We start from the raw sequence: 15,485 nt of genomic DNA on the forward strand, positions 1-15,485 counted from the left end.
TTTTAACCCATGAGAAAATTCTTTTGGTTCATTGCTGTAGTCGTCGTTCTTTCTTCCTGTGAAAAAAATTGGCTTCCTAGGCCGACAGGGTATAATCGAATTGATCTCCCCGCTCATGATTATCAACAACTCCCAGAAGGATACCCGTATCAGATGGATGTATCAAAGTACAGCATAGTGGAGCCAGATTCGTTTAATCTTCAGGAAAAGGCCTGGATCAACCTTAACTATCAGGAGTTCGGAGCAAAAGTTCACTTAACCTATAAGCGTATTGATGGGAAGGATGTCGATTTTAAAACCCTTTCGAATGACGCCTTTAAGCTTACCGCTAAGCATCAAATTAAAGCCTATGGAATTGATGAGGGAGTTTTAATAACGCCAAATGGATATTCTGCTGTTGTAGCTGAACTAACTGGTGAGGTTCCTACCCAATTTCAGTTTTTTGTAACCGATTCCACCAAGCACTTTCTCCGAGGGGCACTCTATTTCAATACAGCCACAAAAAACGATTCCCTTGCTCCGGTAATCGAATACATCAAGATTGATATGACCCATTTGATGAATTCAGTTAAATTTTTGGATTAATCGAGATAAGTTGGTTTCGAGGTCCATTCGATTTTGATCTTTGGTTTTTTTTAAACTTCAACCATCTCAATTGATCGAAATTTTTAACCCACAACTTCCACCAATTGGAATGCTTTGGAACAAAAAAGCCTGCCCTTTGCTAAAAAGGCAGGCTTTTCCATGTCAAATGGCTTTGCGTTTTATTTAAGCGACTTCCAAGATTTTACAATTAAAATACCTCCGATCAGCGCAATGATAGCGGCAATTAAGCCTGCTGAGATTTCGCCGTAAATGAAAAATCCAGTCGAAAACAAGGCCGAATAAACCATAAATGTCCCGGTAATCATCAGTCCGATTTCCTTTCCCAATGTGCCTTTTTCTTCTTTTTCAGAAGGATATCGTTCTAAGACTTTTTTCCATCCTAAAGAGGCTGGTCTTACTTTTCTATAAAAAGACAACAAGACTTCATCTTTTTCCGGTTGGGTCATAAAAGTGACCAATAGCCAACCAATGGTGGTAATGGAAACAGAATAGATAAGTTTCAAATAGGATTGGTCCGCAGCGATATCGATAAGTCCGATTTTTGGATTGATTACTTCAAAAAAGATCGCTACGACAAAGGAAATGGCCATTGCTGAAATTTCGGTGTAAGCGTTTATTCTCCACCAAAACCATCTTAAAATGAAAATCAAACCTGTTCCAGCTCCGATTTGAAGGAGGATTTGGAAGGCATCCAAAGCAGAAGACAAGGCAAGCGCTAATAGCGCTGAAAGCACCATCAGAACTACCGTGGAGATCCTTCCGACAGCAACCAATTGCTTGTCTGTTGCCTCAGGCTTGATAAATCGAAGGTAGAAATCATTCACCACGTAGCTAGAACCCCAGTTCAGGTGAGTAGATAGGGTTGACATTACCGCAGCGATCAAGGAAGCCAAAACGATCCCAATTAATCCGGTCGGTAAAAAGGACAGCATCGCAGGATAAGCCAAGTCATCACCTAATTTATCCACAGGAATATTTGGGAAGGCAGCTTGGAGATCGGAAATATTTGGGAAAATCACCAAGGAAGACAAGGCTACAATAATCCATGGCCAAGGTCTTAGGGCATAATGAGCCACATTGAAAAATAAAGTAGCTCCAATCGCATTTTTTTCATCTTTGGCAGAAAGCATTCGCTGAGCGATGTATCCACCACCTCCTGGCTCTGCTCCAGGATACCAAGTCGCCCACCACTGAATTGCAATAGGAAGGATGAATATGGGGATGTAGACATTGGGATCACTAAAGTCAGGTACAAAGTCCAATTTCGTAGAAACAATGTCATGGCTTAATAAGCCACTCAACGAACCGATTTCTGGTAAATCCAAAACGTAATAGGCAGCACCGAAAGAACCGATCATTGCAATGAAAAACTGAAAGAAATCCGTCAAAAGGACACCTTTCAATCCTCCTAGCGAGCTATATACCACCGTTACGATGGAGGCTATCAATAAGGTCTGAACCGGAGATAACCCAAGCATTACACCTCCGATTTTAATGGCGGCCAAGGAAACGGTTGCCATAATAACCACATTGAAGAATACACCAAGATAAATTGCTCGGAATGCCCTCAGAAAGGCAGCTCCTTTTCCAGAATATCGTAATTCGTAAAATTCTAAGTCAGTGGTAACCTCTGATCTTCTCCAAAGTTTTGCATAGACGAATACGGTTAGCATTCCCGTCAAAAGGAAAGCCCACCATGCCCAGTTCCCTGCCACACCATTTTTTCGAACAATGTCGGTCACAAGGTTGGGAGTATCTGCAGAAAAGGTGGTTGCTACCATGGATACGCCAAGAAGCCACCAGGGCATATTTCTACCGGAAAGGAAAAACTCTTTCGCCGAGCTCCCCGCAGTTTTTGCGGTAAATAGACCGATCAATAAAGAGATAATAAAGAAGGCTGCAATTATGCCCCAATCCAAGGCGGTTACATTCATGGAAAGAAGAGTTAAGGTGGGATTAGTTAATTTTTTTATAAAATTGACAGAAACTTATCTAATAAATTTTTCTAATCTAAAGATAATTTGACTTTGACCAAATAATTTTATTTGTCGGCTTCTGATCTTGATCAAATTATCTAGTATTTCCTGAATGTTTCTTAATTCCCTCCTTTTTTGGGATTTTCGATTTCAAGATTTTAAGTTTTGATAATTTACCGATAAAGCCCCTCTCTTTGACCTCCGATAGTTTTGCATCAAAAGATAAATTCCATTTTGATGAAAAAACGTATCCTACTCTTAGCTTTTATTCCCTTTCTTTTTTCGTGTGAAAGGGATCCTCAGGTCAATCCTTCCCCTGAAACTCAGTTTTCTGAAATTTCCCGATTGCAGATCGGAGGCGAGGCTGCCGCTGAAATCACAGCCTACGATCCAGTCACCAGTCAACTCTTCGTTGTAAATAATAGCGATGGGTCTACCGTTGATGTGATTAATTTTTCAAATCCCTCCCAGCCCTACAAAGTATCGAGCATCCAGATTGCCTCGTTTGGTGGAGGAGTAAATAGCGTGGCGGTAAAAAATGGTCTTTTGGCAATTGCCGTAGAGGCTTCGGTCAAAACTGATAACGGAAGCATCGTCATTTTCAGGACTGATAATTTGACCAATCCTGTGGCAAACGTTGCTGTAGGGGCATTGCCTGACATGGTTACTTTCAGTCCAAATGGTCGATTTATTATCTCTGCCAATGAAGGAGAGCCTAGTCCAGATTACGCCATTGATCCTCCTGGCACAGTTTCAATTATTGATGCGTTTTCGAATTTTCAAGTCACAACCTTGGGATTTGCTGCATTCGAAGGCCAGCTCAATGCTCTAAAATCTCAAGGATATCGTGTCTTTGGTCCTAATGCAAGCCTTTCGACGGATACCGAACCGGAGTATGTTGCAATTGATCAAAATTCAGAAGTAGCCTGGATCACGCTGCAAGAAAATAATGGAATTGCCCGAATCAATTTGATCAATCAGACTGTGGAAGGCATTTTCCCATTGGGGCTCAAGGATATTTCTCTAGTAGGTAACGAAATGGATGCAAGTGATCGAGACAATTCGATCAACCTGAAAAACTGGCCAGTTTATTCCTACTATCTCCCGGATGCAATTGCATATTTCCATTCTGGGAACACGAATTATTTGATTACTGCCAATGAAGGTGATACTCGAGACTATCCAGGATTTGCAGAGGAGGCGCGAGTGAAAGATTTGCAACTCAATCCCGCTAATTTTCCTAATTGGCAAGATCTAAGAAAAGACCAAAACTTGGGAAGGTACACCGTGACTACCTCGTCGGGAGATGATAATGGAGATGGAATTTATGAAGCCCTTTATGGCATCGGAGGAAGATCCTTTACCGTTTGGAATGGAGATAACGGCCAAAAGGTCCTGGATTACAATCGCCTCGAAAAGGATTTTTTGGAATATGCCTCTTCCAAATATGATGATGGACGAAGTGACAACAAAGGAGTGGAACCTGAAGCTGTTACCATTGGTCAGTCTGCTGACAAAACGTTGGTTTTTATCGGATTGGAAAGATCAGATGCAGTAATGGTGTATGAGCTTAACAATGTAGCTGGCTTTTCACTTTTACAAGTTTTAGAAACCGGTGATGCGCCAGAAGGCGTCTTATTTATCCCTGCCGCAGAAAGTCCAAGCCGAAAGGATCTTTTGGTGGTCAGTTCAGAAGGAGACGGATTTCTGAGAGTTTACCAAAACCGATAAAAAAAATAGAGGTTGATTAAGTTCAGCCTCTTTTTTTTCTCCAAAAGTGAGTTCTTTACGGCATGAATAAAGAACTTATCCTTGCCTTGATCAAGGAGTATGGATTTACCAATGATGATTTCATTGAATTTAATCCCTTGGGAAATGGATTGATTCATGGTACCTATAAATTGATCACCCGGCGAGGTGCGTTTGTCCTTCAGGAATACAATCTTTCCGTGTTTCCATTTCCAGATCGGATTTCAACCAATCTTTCGATTCTAAAAGATAGCAATTGGGTAGAGACATTGCCTTTTTTATTACCTCTTCCTGAGCGAACCACCTCGGGAGATCCCATTCCATTAATTGATGGGAAATATTGGCGACTTTTTCCATTTGTAGATGGGAAAACTTTAGAGCAGATTCAGAATCCTCAGCAAGCTAGACTAGCTGCAAGAGCTTTTGGTCAATTTACTGGAGCCTCCATCGGGGAAAATCTCGAGAACTTCCAAGAAACTATCCCAAATTTTCATCGCCTCGATCTTCGATTCCAGAAGTTTGAAGAAGTGCTTTCAACTTCGAAAAATCTCAATCAAGAGGAAAGTCAAATTGCGGAATTCTACCAAGGTCAGAAGCCGTTAATTTATTGGTATTTGCAGCAAATTGAAAATCTACCGCTCAGAGTTACGCACAATGATACCAAGATCAACAACTTGATTTTTTCCCAAAATCTCGACCAAGTCCAAGCTTTGATCGATTTGGATACCGTGATGGGAGGGTATTTGATGTATGATTTTGGAGACTTGGTGAGGACAGTGACTTGTAGTTTACCGGAGACTTCGACAAGTTGGAATGGGCTCTATTTTATACCCGAGCTTTTCAACGAATTGTTGGCAGGCTATTGGGATGGAGTGAAAGAGTTTTCGACCAAGGAGGAAAGTAAATCCTTACTCTTTGGAGGCGAAGTGATGACGCTGATCATGGGCTTGCGCTTTTTTACAGATCATCTTCAAGGGAATATTTATTACAGGGTTTCCTATCTGGAGCAAAACTTACATCGGGCAAAAAATCAAATGATCTTTCTCGAAAGCCAGCAAAGGCATCGGGAAGTTTTATTGTCAAATTGGAGTAAAATCACAGGATTGGTTTAATTCTGGTTCAATTCGATATTATTTTCAAATTCTTGGGAAATGAGCCCCTCAGAATTTATTTTGCCTGACGCTAAAATCAGTTTCTCTTGTCTGGAATTTTTGATACTCGCATCGAATACCTCAAAGGTGTAGGCCCTCAAAAGGCCGAGCTCCTGAATAAGGAACTGAATATTTTCACCTATGGAGACATGCTTCAGCATTATCCATTTCGATATGAGGATCGGACCAAATTTTTTAAAATCCGTGAGCTTAATGATGAATTAGAAAATGTCCAAGTCATCGCCAGAATCAAAAATGTCGAACTGATCGGCGTTGGCAGTAAAAAAAGACTGGTTGCTCACGTGTTTGATGAAACAGGTGAAATGGAAATGACTTGGTTCAAAGGGATTCAATGGGTTCAAAAAAAACTTCCCGCTGGAGCTGCATTTATATTTTTTGGTAAGCCTGCACAGTATGGTAGAAAATGGTCCATGGCACATCCCGAAATGGAACCAGTCACTGCGGCAAACGAAAAGCGAAATAATTTTCAACCCGTTTATTCCACTACAGAGAAGCTCCGCGCCAAGTTTTTAGATTCTCGTGGGCTTTCGAAAATCCTTGAAGTTCTAGTTCCTCAGGTTTTTTCCCATATTCCAGAAACGCTATCTCCAGAGATCCTGCATCAATACCAATTGCTTGGGAAGCAGGAATCAGTCAGGCAGATTCATTTTCCAAGTTCACCAGAATTACTGCATCGAGCTCGAAAACGACTGAAATTTGAAGAGTTTTTTTATCTACAGCTTAGACTTCTGATGCTCAAGGTGAGCCGGACGGAAAAGTATCGTGGACAGGTCTTAGCCAATACAGATCTGCTCACGGATTTCTATAAAAATCACATTCCTTTTGATTTGACGAATGCTCAAAAGCGAGTGATTCGGGAGATTTTTTCAGATATGAAGTCAGGAAAACAGATGAATCGCTTGGTTCAAGGGGATGTTGGAAGTGGCAAGACTATGGTGGCTTTTATTGCGACCTTGCTTGCGATCAGTTCGGGTGCTCAGGCCTGCCTGATGGCACCCACGGAGATTTTGGCAAACCAGCATTTTGAAGGTCTCAAAGGATATGCAGAAATGATGGGACTAAAAATCGCGCTTCTCACCGGGTCAACCAAAAAGCCTGCCCGCAAAATCATTCATGAAGAATTGCTCAATGGTGAGTTGAAAATTTTGATTGGAACCCATGCCTTGCTGGAGGATGTTGTCCAATTCCAAAATTTAGGCTTGGCCATCGTGGATGAGCAGCACCGCTTTGGGGTAGCTCAACGCGCAAAACTTTGGGCAAAGAATGAGGAATTTATTCCCCATGTTTTAGTCATGACAGCCACTCCGATTCCGAGAACTTTGGCAATGACGCTATACGGAGACTTGGATGTATCTGTCATCGATGAATTGCCTGCTGGAAGAAAACCGATTCAGACGGTACATCGATACGACAAGGACCGACTCAAAGTATTCGGGTTCATCAATGAGGAGATCATAAAAGGGCGGCAGGTGTATATCGTCTATCCCTTGATTGAAGAATCCGAAAAAATGGATTTGAAAAACCTGATGGATGGCTACGAGAGTATTGCGAGAGCTTTTCCCCAATATCACCTCAGCATAGTCAATGGAAATATGAAAGCCGAAGACAAAGACTACGAAATGCAGCGCTTTGTCAAGGGGGAAACACAAATCATGGTAGCAACTACGGTGATTGAGGTGGGGGTCAACGTGCCTAATGCTTCTGTGATGGTGATTGAGAATGCAGAGCGATTTGGATTATCTCAGCTTCATCAGCTTCGTGGACGAGTGGGTCGAGGAGCGGAGCAAAGTTATTGCGTGCTGATGAGTAAGTATGAATTGAGCAAAGATTCAAGAATTCGTTTGGAAACGATGGTTCGAACCAACGATGGGTTTGAAATTGCCGATGTGGATCTCAGGCTGCGTGGCCCGGGAGATCTGATGGGGACGCAGCAGAGCGGGATTACAGATTTGATTATTGCGGATTTAAGTAAAGACGCAGCTTTACTCACCTTGGCGAGGGATGCAGCACAACAGCTTTTGGCAAATGATTCTGATCTTTCTCAACCTCAAAATACCTCCATTCTCCGGCAAGTAAAACAGCAGAAAAAAACGGCCTTGAATTGGAGTAGAATCAGTTGATTTACGATTTCAGAATTACGATTTACGATATACAAAAGGACTTCAATCATCTATTTATAAATCTGGACAATTGAAAATCAGCGTTGAGGTTCTTCGAAATGTCGTAAATCAAAAATCGTAAATTTCAGACAGATTTAATTTCCTTTCTTCCCAAAAAGGCTTCCTATTCTTCTAAAAATTTGTTTTTCCTTTTCCCAGAAAAAAGAAAACTGTCCAAAAATAAACCCATATATCAGAAGGAAAATCTGGTACAAGGGGAGTACCAAGAGTAGGTATAAAAGTGTATTCAGCCAGCCATTTTCTCCACCACGTTCTATCCCAAAGAAATCAAGAATGGGGTTTTTAATAAATAAAATGGTAAATCCAGTGCAGGCAAAAACGACTAACACCATGACTACTTGAAATAAGCTGTCCAATTTCCATTTCGTCTGAAGTCGCTGAAGAAATCCGGGTTTGTCAGTTTGCATGGTCAAAAGTACTAAGAAAGATTCCAAATAAAAGGGCCAGATTTCTCTGGCCCAATTTCAATTCATAAGAAAGGCTGAATCGATTTTCTATCAATTCCAATCAAACACACCCTCATTTAAGCTTTTTAGGGCTTGCGTTTTATACTGTGCATCCACAAGAATAGATACATTGTGTTTGGAGCCTCCGAAGGAAACCATCCGAACAGGGATTTCTACTAAAGAATCCAAAACGGATTGCAAGGCTCCCTTGGTCTCAGCAACTTGGTTTCCAACTACACAGATGATAGCCTGATTTTGATCGACTTCCACCGTACCAAAGTCTCGGAGTTCGGAAACAATTTGGTCCAAATGGCTCAGCTCATCGATCGTCACTGATACGGCCACTTCTGAGGTGGTAATCATATCAATTGGGGTTTTGTATTTTTCGAAAATCTCAAAAACCTGACGAAGGAAGCCATAGGCCAATAGCATTCGGCTTGATTTAATTTTTATGGCAGTGATTCCATCTTTGGCTGCGATGGCTTTCACGCCTGTAGTGTCCACCTTGGCTTTGATCAAAGTCCCTCCAGCATCGGGCTGCATGGTATTTAGCAGTTTGACTGGAATGTTGTACAACTGGGCAGGCCAAATCGAAGCAGGGTGAAGGATTTTGGCACCGAAATAGGCCAATTCTGCCGCTTCGTCAAATGACATTTCTGCAATTGGGCGCGTGCGATCCACGACTCGCGGGTCATTGTTGTGCATCCCATCAATGTCAGTCCAGATCTCACAAACGGAGGCTTGAATTGCCGCAGCAACCAAAGAAGCTGTATAATCACTTCCGCCTCGCTTCAAGTTATCTACCTCATTTCGATGATTTTTACAGATGTATCCTTGGGTGATAAATAGACGCTCATTTGGGTGTTGAGCCAAAATCGCCTTTAGTCTTTCAGAGATTTTTTCCAGTTCAGGCTCTGAATTTTCATCAATGCTCATGAAATCCAAAGCAGGAAGGAATACCGCAGGAATCTGCAATTCTCCTAAAAGGGTGTAGAAAAGCTTGGTAGAAAGCAATTCCCCTTGAGCCAAAATGTCCCGGTTGATTGCTTCGTTGAAGGAGATTTTCAGAAGGATATTCAAAAACTCGAAATGCTCCTTAATGATATCTTCCGCTTTTTCCCTAGCCTCTGCAGTTTGAAGAAGTGCAGGGTAAAAGGCCAAATAATGAGCATGCAAGGTGTCAATTCGTTCCTTGGCTAAGGTTTTGTCAGCCGCAGCTAATGCCTCACCGATTCCCACAAGGGCATTGGTAGTGCCAGAAAGTGCAGAAAGAACCACAATGGTAGGTTCAGTTCCTCGGGTAATGAGGTCCTTGACCTGGTGCATTCGTTCAGGACGGCCCACGGATGTGCCTCCAAACTTCATGATTTTCATAACTAGAGTCTATATAGGTTTGAGATTAAAATCCGAGCATTTTGATCGCGGTGATCGCTGCCTCATCGCCTTTGTTTCCATGCTTTCCTCCTGCACGATCGAGGGCTTGTTGCTGTGTATTGGGAGTCAATACTCCAAAAATCACAGGTTTGTTGAACTTGAGACTGACGTTAGTGATGCCTTGTGCCACCGCGTCACAAATGAAATCAAAGTGGCGAGTTTCCCCTTGAATCACGCATCCTAAGCAGATGACGGCATCAATGGTGTCCTCTTGGGCACACCATTGGGCACCGAGTGAAAGTTCAAATGAGCCGGGCACATTTTTCCGAATGATGTTTTCTTTTTTAGCACCATGCTGGAGCAAGGTTTGGTAGGCTCCTGAATAAAGGGCCTCGGTTACATCTTCATTCCATTCGGATACCACGATGGCAAATTTCTTTGCGCTGATATCCAAGATATTTTTTGAACTGTATTCGCTTAGGCTTTTGAGAGTGGTTGCCATAATTCGTTGATATTGAAATTGGTTTAAAACAAAAAAGAGTAAGACCTCAGGGCCTTACTCTTTCGTAAATGCATGTCAAAGCATTACTTAGCGGCAAGGCCTTCTAAGCGAGCTTTATGTTTTCGAGCAGCAGTGTATTCAAACGACTCGTAGTATTTTTCTTCGATTTCACCGTAGGTTTTGATGGCATCTTCGATCTTGCCAGCTTCTTCTTGAGCTACCGCAAGCTTTGCCAAGTACTTTGGTGTCATGAATTTATTTTCATTCGTACGCGCAGCCTTGGTATAGTTTGAAATAGCCGCATCGGTATTTCCTAATTCAAGGTTGGCGTCACCAATCAAAGAATAGGCTTTAGACTGAACCAAATAATCATCAGATGAAAATTCTTCAAAATGATCCAAAGCCTCTTGAAAGTTCTTTTGAGAAAGGTAAATCGACCCGATGTAGAAATGAGCCAAGTTTGCTGCGTCAGTTCTTGGATAATCTTCTACAATGGAAAGCAATCCTTTGTTGATCCCGTCTCCGTTTAGTGCAAAGTCTACACTATCCTGCTCGAAGAAGTAAACTGCCTGAAACATTTCTTCCTGAGCTTTTTCATTTTGATTTTGGGTATTAATCTGGAAGAAGAGGATACCTCCTACCAAGATCAAAGCGGCTACCAATACTCCGCCTAATACTTTGCTATTTTTCTTTAAAAAAGCTTCACTTCTACCGATTTGTTCTGCCAAAACCTCAGGATTTTCCAGAAGATCGTTTGTATGTGCTTTTTTAGATTCCTTTGTTGCCATTTTTACTCAAAATTTCGGTCGCAAATATACGGTTTTTATCAAATTCACAAGGCCCAACAAAAAAGCCATGAAGTAAGAAAGACTTCATGGCTTTCGTTGATTAGGAGTGAGTTGATTATTCCATGACAAATGGATAATCTTCTTGGACGTAAACATCCTTGAAGGCATCCTGTCCATCAGGCCAAGGAGATTCCTCGGCGAATTTTACCGCATCGTCCACTTGTTTCTTAACCTTTTTCACTACTGCCTCAATTTCCTCTTCGGTCATGAGGTTATTTTCTCGGATAGTAGCCAATACTTGCTCGATTGGGTCGCGTTGCTTGTATTCCTCTACTTCCTCCTTGGTTCTATATTTCTGTGGATCGGACATTGAGTGTCCTTTGTATCGATAGGTTCTGAATTCCAATAGGGTAGGTCCATCACCTCGTCTTGCTCGGTCAGCAGCTTCAGCTACAGCCTCGTGAACAGCTTCTACATCCATTCCATCTACTGGGAATGAAGGCATGTCATATGCTTCACCGATTTTATACAGTTCAGTCACATTAGACGTACGAGCTACTGAAGTACCCATGGCATAGCCATTGTTCTCAATCACGAAGATGATTGGGGATTTATAAAGCATCGCCAAGTTGAACGCCTCGTGAACAGCACCTTGACGAACTGCCCCGTCACCCATTTTGGTGATACATACATTTTTGGTACCGGCATATTTTTCAGCAAAGCCAATTCCCAAGCCCATCGGAACCTGAGCCCCAACGATCCCATGGCCTCCCATGAAGTTACGTTCCTTGTCAAAAATGTGCATGGAGCCACCTTTACCTTTGGTAGTTCCGGTTGCTTTGCCAAAAAGCTCAGCCATCACAGCTCCTGGATCAGTACCCAATCCTAGCGGATGCGCATGGCAACGATAGGCGGTAATCCATTTGTCATCCTTGGTCAATGCGGTAATTGCTCCGGATGCGCAGGCTTCTTGTCCAATATATAAATGGCAGAACCCTCTGATTTTTTGCTGGCCATAAAGCTGACCCGCTTTCTCCTCAAACCTTCTCATTAAGAGCATGCTTTCATACCAGTAAGCATAGGTTTCTTTGGAATATTTCACTTTGGACTTAGCCGCTGCAGTTTTCTTTGCCATATCGTACTAATCAAAATATGCTATTTTAGGCCCCAAATATAGTAATCCCGACCTAAAAATCAGGATGTCATTTAAATAATTCCCTGCTTCCATGATTCTGGAGTCCTTAGACCTTATCCAGTTTAAAAACCATCTCCAAACCAGCTTGATCTTCAGCCCTCAGATCAACTGTCTTTTGGGATTGAACGGCAGCGGGAAAACCAATATTCTCGATGGCATTCACTACCTCTCCTTGACCAAAAGCGCGGTGCAAAGCAGTGACAGTTTGAATATTTCGCATGGGCTGGACTTTTTTACCATCAAAGGGAAGCTTCAAATCGAAGGAAAACCATTGGAAGTTCGCTGTTCTTTTGAGTCCGGGAAAAAGAAACAAATCTTCCAAAACGGAAAGGTTCTTGACAAAACCAGCGAGCATGTGGGCCTCATCCCGCTCGTCCTGATTGCTCCCGACGATACCGAACTCATCAAAGGAGGCAGCGAGGGCCGACGAAAATTTTTCGACGGACTCATCTCCCAACTCGACCGTAGCTACCTCGATCAGCTGATCCGTTACCATCATTTTCTCAAGCAGCGCAATGCTCTGCTCAAGCAGTTTGCTGAGACAGGCAGGCGGGACCTGACCCTGCTCGGGAGCTACGATCAGGAACTCATCCGACTCAGCATCCTGCTAGCCCGTCGGCGAGCAGAACTGATGCAGGTAATGGGACCGGTGCTTCAGGAATATTACGAGGAGATTTCGCTTGGAAGGGAAAAAGTGGAGGTCATCTATGAAACCGAAGCCCTGAGAGAGGATTTTGAGGCTTATTTTCTAAGCCTGCGGCAAAAAGACTTAGCTACCAAAAACAGCAATGCCGGCATTCACAAGGACGACTTTGAGTTCCGCATCGGAACCCATCCGCTCCGCAAAATCGGAAGTCAGGGACAGCAGAAGTCTTTTATCATCGCTTTGAAGCTGGCGCAGTTTCAGATTTTCGAACAAGCCAAAGGAGAAAAGCCTTTACTTCTTTTGGATGATATTTTTGACAAGCTCGACGATGACCGGATCGCCAAGCTGATGGACTTGGTATCCAAGGGAACTTTTGGGCAGATCTTTCTGACCGATGCCCGACCGGAGCGATCGAGAGGAATTTTGGGAGAGTTGGATGCAGAGGTTTTCTTTTTTGAAGTGGAAAAGGGAGAGGTTAAGAAATAACAAAGAGGCCGAAGCCTCTTTGTTACTATTTCAAACGGTATCCCAGATTGAACTCAAAATTAATGGGTAATACTCCACCAGTTCCCGTCAAATCGAAGTAATAGATAGGACCCAAACTTCCCAAAACTGTCCACTTCTCATAAACCTTCTTAAATCCCCAGGTGGGACCCACTGCCATGCTGTAATTTTCATTGGTTCGCACATTCCCGGCAATTCTCGGCCCGTAAAATAGGTATCTCAAGGCAATGAAATTCTGGCTTCTCCGACCATTCTCAGCAATCTTCTGGATATTGTAATAACTTCTTGCCTGAACATCCAAAAAGGGAGCGAGCTGACCCTGAAATCCATTTTCACCAAATTCAGTATTAATCCATGGATAGGAATAATTGTAACCAATTCCAAAGTTGTATTCTACTGTAGTCTTATTGCCAATGGGATTTTCAAAAGCTATTCCGGGATTTAGGATGTTTAACCTTAATTCTTTAGAGGTTTGAGCAAAAGAAATTGTGGTTATCAAAACAAAAAGTGACAATCCTAAAAGAGATCCTATTGTGCCTTTTGTTTTCATATTATTTAAGATTATTCTACAAAGCTAGAGGCTTGAAAAATGAAAAGAAATACCTAGTGCTAGGTATTTTTTAGGTGTTTTGATAAAAAAAAAGAGGCCGAAGCCTCTATTATAAATTGAACGACTATATTAAAATTAAGTGATGCTAAACAACTAGCAACTGCAAATAAAATTTCAAAACTAAACCAGCGAAATACTCGATTTTGACTAAAATAGTTAGATTTTAATTGCGGAAACAAAAAATTAATAGATTAAATGCGTTATCTTTTTGTCCGAGTGAGTGCTTTATAGACCCTATATATTAAGTAGCAAATTATTGTTAAAAAAAATACATTCAAAATTTGCCAAAGGAGTACATTTGACCCAAGAACCGTTAAATCATTGATTTCCATACTACAAAATATTCATTATTTTTATACCTTCTCTACCTTCCTTATTTATTCTATCAAGGTTGAAATCATACTTTCCCAGAATTTCATTTATAGAATTTGTAGAAATACTTTTTTCATGACCAATTTCAACACATGAGATTGAAAATAGTAAGGAGAACAATAAAACTATAAGTTTTGTGTTTTGTGTTTTGTGTTTTGTGCTTTGAGCTTTGTGCCTTCTGTTTTCATATTATTTAAGATTATTCAACAAAGCTAGGGGCTTGAAAACTGAAAAGAAATACCTAGTGCTAGGTATTTTTTAGGTGTTTTGATGAAAAAAAAGAGGCCGAAGCCTCTTTCCTTATTTCCACAAATCCCCAGGATATTCTCCTTCTAGATGCAGCTTTTGAAGCGCCTCGATGACCACTGGTCGGTCTTCGGTATAGGTCACTCCAAACCAGGTTTTACCTCCCGGAAGAATCTCAAATGCTGCCTTTCCTGATTTGATCAGATTATTGGCTACGGTCGGGATGTAAAACTCTGACTTCAGGTTTTCCCGATTGGCAGGAAGAAATTCCTTCCACATCTGCTCAATATCTCCAAACACATCCGGATGAAATCCCCAAAAGTTCATACTCACGGGTGTATTCTCAGCAATTTCCAAGACTTCACCTTCTCCCCGGCTGAGGATTTGAGCTCCTTCCCGGGCAATCGAGGTTCGTTCGGTCATCCCGATTAGCTGTCCTTTCTCGTTGGTTTCGCAGACTCCTCGGCTGACGGTTCCGTTTTCAGAAAGTACATTCTGAATCGCATAGCCGACCATGGCATGCAGGTCTGGGCGAACTTCCGTGGAGAGAAACTTGCCCAACACCTCAAAGGCCTCTTTTCCATAAAAGTCATCTGCATTGATTACAGCGAAGGGTTCCTTAATTGCGTCTTTGGCGCAAAGTACGGCATGGGCCGTGCCAAAGGGCTTCACCCGGTCTGCCTGCTTGAGTTCGGCTGGTACAAAGCTATCGAGCGACTGGATCACCCAATCCACTTCGATTTTGCCTTCTAGCTTGGGGAGGAATTTTTCTTGGGCTACTTCCAATATTTCTTGACGGACGATAAAGACCACCTTACCGAATCCGGCACGGATGGCGTCAAAAATAGAGTACTCCAGAATGGTTTCGCCGTTTGGGCCAAACCCGTCAATCTGCTTATTGCCTCCATAGCGGCTACCCATGCCGGCAGCCAAAACGAGGAGTGTTGGTTTGTTAGTCATTTTTACTTGCTTAAAAATCGCTGGCAAAATTAGTCCTTATTCCTAGCGTACCAAATTCAGAATAAATTGAGCTTTAGGTTTAATAAATACCCATCAAGTCAAAAAATAAATGTCCTTTAATCTGTTTGTGGGTTAATTTTGAACCATATAGTTTATTTT

General features: G+C 42.1%; 13 protein-coding genes. 5 read left to right on the top strand and 8 right to left on the bottom strand.

Going from position 1 to position 15,485, the window contains the following annotated elements; genetic code table 11:
* The first annotated feature begins 9 nt into the window (after positions 1-9).
* Entirely contained in the window at positions 10-585 is a 576-nt protein-coding gene (gene gldD / locus AO498_RS04135; protein WP_067544068.1) for a gliding motility lipoprotein GldD, read from the top strand.
* A 179-nt stretch (positions 586-764) separates the two neighbouring features.
* Here the strand turns inward: gldD and AO498_RS04140 are convergent, their stop codons facing one another.
* Positions 765-2,540 (bottom strand): sodium:solute symporter family protein, encoded by a 1,776-nt coding sequence (locus AO498_RS04140; RefSeq protein WP_067544070.1) that lies wholly within the window; start codon positions 2,538-2,540, stop codon positions 765-767.
* A gap of 279 nt (positions 2,541-2,819) precedes the next feature.
* On the opposite strand from AO498_RS04140, the gene AO498_RS04145 reads away from it, so the two are divergent.
* From AO498_RS04145 to recG, 3 genes are all read left to right on the top strand, one after another.
* The gene (locus AO498_RS04145; RefSeq protein ID WP_067544072.1) at positions 2,820-4,313 is read left to right on the top strand and encodes a choice-of-anchor I family protein; all 1,494 of its coding nucleotides are present in this window, start codon (positions 2,820-2,822) and stop codon (positions 4,311-4,313) included.
* A 62-nt stretch (positions 4,314-4,375) separates the two neighbouring features.
* The gene (locus AO498_RS04150) at positions 4,376-5,443 is read left to right on the top strand and encodes a phosphotransferase enzyme family protein (protein ID WP_067544074.1); all 1,068 of its coding nucleotides are present in this window, start codon (positions 4,376-4,378) and stop codon (positions 5,441-5,443) included.
* 86 nt (positions 5,444-5,529) lie between these two features.
* Complete coding sequence (recG, locus tag AO498_RS04155; RefSeq protein WP_067544076.1) at positions 5,530-7,623, top strand: ATP-dependent DNA helicase RecG; 2,094 nt, start codon at positions 5,530-5,532, stop codon at positions 7,621-7,623.
* A 134-nt stretch (positions 7,624-7,757) separates the two neighbouring features.
* Here the strand turns inward: recG and AO498_RS04160 are convergent, their stop codons facing one another.
* From AO498_RS04160 to pdhA, 5 genes are all read right to left on the bottom strand, one after another.
* Positions 7,758-8,090: a DUF6787 family protein gene (locus AO498_RS04160; protein WP_067544078.1), complete on the bottom strand. Its 333-nt coding sequence runs from the start codon at positions 8,088-8,090 to the stop codon at positions 7,758-7,760.
* Between the two features lie 90 nt (positions 8,091-8,180).
* Entirely contained in the window at positions 8,181-9,503 is a 1,323-nt protein-coding gene (locus AO498_RS04165) for an aspartate kinase (RefSeq protein ID WP_067544080.1), read from the bottom strand.
* A gap of 25 nt (positions 9,504-9,528) precedes the next feature.
* Positions 9,529-10,005: a 6,7-dimethyl-8-ribityllumazine synthase gene (gene ribH / locus AO498_RS04170; protein WP_067544082.1), complete on the bottom strand. Its 477-nt coding sequence runs from the start codon at positions 10,003-10,005 to the stop codon at positions 9,529-9,531.
* A gap of 83 nt (positions 10,006-10,088) precedes the next feature.
* Positions 10,089-10,793 (bottom strand): tetratricopeptide repeat protein, encoded by a 705-nt coding sequence (locus AO498_RS04175; protein ID WP_067544084.1) that lies wholly within the window; start codon positions 10,791-10,793, stop codon positions 10,089-10,091.
* A gap of 115 nt (positions 10,794-10,908) precedes the next feature.
* A complete protein-coding gene (gene pdhA / locus AO498_RS04180) occupies positions 10,909-11,928 on the bottom strand; it encodes a pyruvate dehydrogenase (acetyl-transferring) E1 component subunit alpha (protein ID WP_067544086.1) in 1,020 nt (339 codons plus the stop codon).
* Positions 11,929-12,019: 91 nt separating this feature from the next.
* On the opposite strand from pdhA, the gene recF reads away from it, so the two are divergent.
* On the top strand, positions 12,020-13,120 hold the full coding sequence (recF, locus tag AO498_RS04185; protein WP_067544088.1) for a DNA replication/repair protein RecF: 1,101 nt from the start codon (positions 12,020-12,022) through the stop codon (positions 13,118-13,120).
* A 25-nt stretch (positions 13,121-13,145) separates the two neighbouring features.
* Here the strand turns inward: recF and AO498_RS04190 are convergent, their stop codons facing one another.
* Together AO498_RS04190 and AO498_RS04195 are read right to left on the bottom strand one after the other, a co-directional pair.
* Positions 13,146-13,688 carry a hypothetical protein gene (locus tag AO498_RS04190; protein ID WP_067544090.1) on the bottom strand — a complete coding sequence of 181 codons (543 nt, stop codon included), beginning with the start codon at positions 13,686-13,688 and terminating at the stop codon, positions 13,146-13,148.
* A 732-nt stretch (positions 13,689-14,420) separates the two neighbouring features.
* Entirely contained in the window at positions 14,421-15,326 is a 906-nt protein-coding gene (locus AO498_RS04195) for a nucleotidyltransferase family protein (protein ID WP_067550238.1), read from the bottom strand.
* Between the last annotated feature and the right edge of the window lie 159 nt (positions 15,327-15,485).

The organism is Algoriphagus sanaruensis (assembly GCF_001593605.1).
Classification (GTDB): Bacteria; Bacteroidota; Bacteroidia; order Cytophagales; family Cyclobacteriaceae; genus Algoriphagus; species Algoriphagus sanaruensis.

Coding starts and splice junctions, on each gene's coding strand:
- gldD (WP_067544068.1), top strand. CDS start 10: ATGAGAAAATTCTTTTGGTTCATTGCTGTAGTCGTCGTTCTTTCTTCC.
- AO498_RS04140 (WP_067544070.1), bottom strand. CDS start 2,540: ATGAATGTAACCGCCTTGGATTGGGGCATAATTGCAGCCTTCTTTATT.
- AO498_RS04145 (WP_067544072.1), top strand. CDS start 2,820: ATGAAAAAACGTATCCTACTCTTAGCTTTTATTCCCTTTCTTTTTTCG.
- AO498_RS04150 (WP_067544074.1), top strand. CDS start 4,376: ATGAATAAAGAACTTATCCTTGCCTTGATCAAGGAGTATGGATTTACC.
- AO498_RS04160 (WP_067544078.1), bottom strand. CDS start 8,090: ATGCAAACTGACAAACCCGGATTTCTTCAGCGACTTCAGACGAAATGG.
- AO498_RS04165 (WP_067544080.1), bottom strand. CDS start 9,503: ATGAAAATCATGAAGTTTGGAGGCACATCCGTGGGCCGTCCTGAACGA.
- ribH (WP_067544082.1), bottom strand. CDS start 10,005: ATGGCAACCACTCTCAAAAGCCTAAGCGAATACAGTTCAAAAAATATC.
- AO498_RS04175 (WP_067544084.1), bottom strand. CDS start 10,793: ATGGCAACAAAGGAATCTAAAAAAGCACATACAAACGATCTTCTGGAA.
- pdhA (WP_067544086.1), bottom strand. CDS start 11,928: ATGGCAAAGAAAACTGCAGCGGCTAAGTCCAAAGTGAAATATTCCAAA.
- recF (WP_067544088.1), top strand. CDS start 12,020: ATGATTCTGGAGTCCTTAGACCTTATCCAGTTTAAAAACCATCTCCAA.
- AO498_RS04190 (WP_067544090.1), bottom strand. CDS start 13,688: ATGAAAACAAAAGGCACAATAGGATCTCTTTTAGGATTGTCACTTTTT.
- AO498_RS04195 (WP_067550238.1), bottom strand. CDS start 15,326: ATGACTAACAAACCAACACTCCTCGTTTTGGCTGCCGGCATGGGTAGC.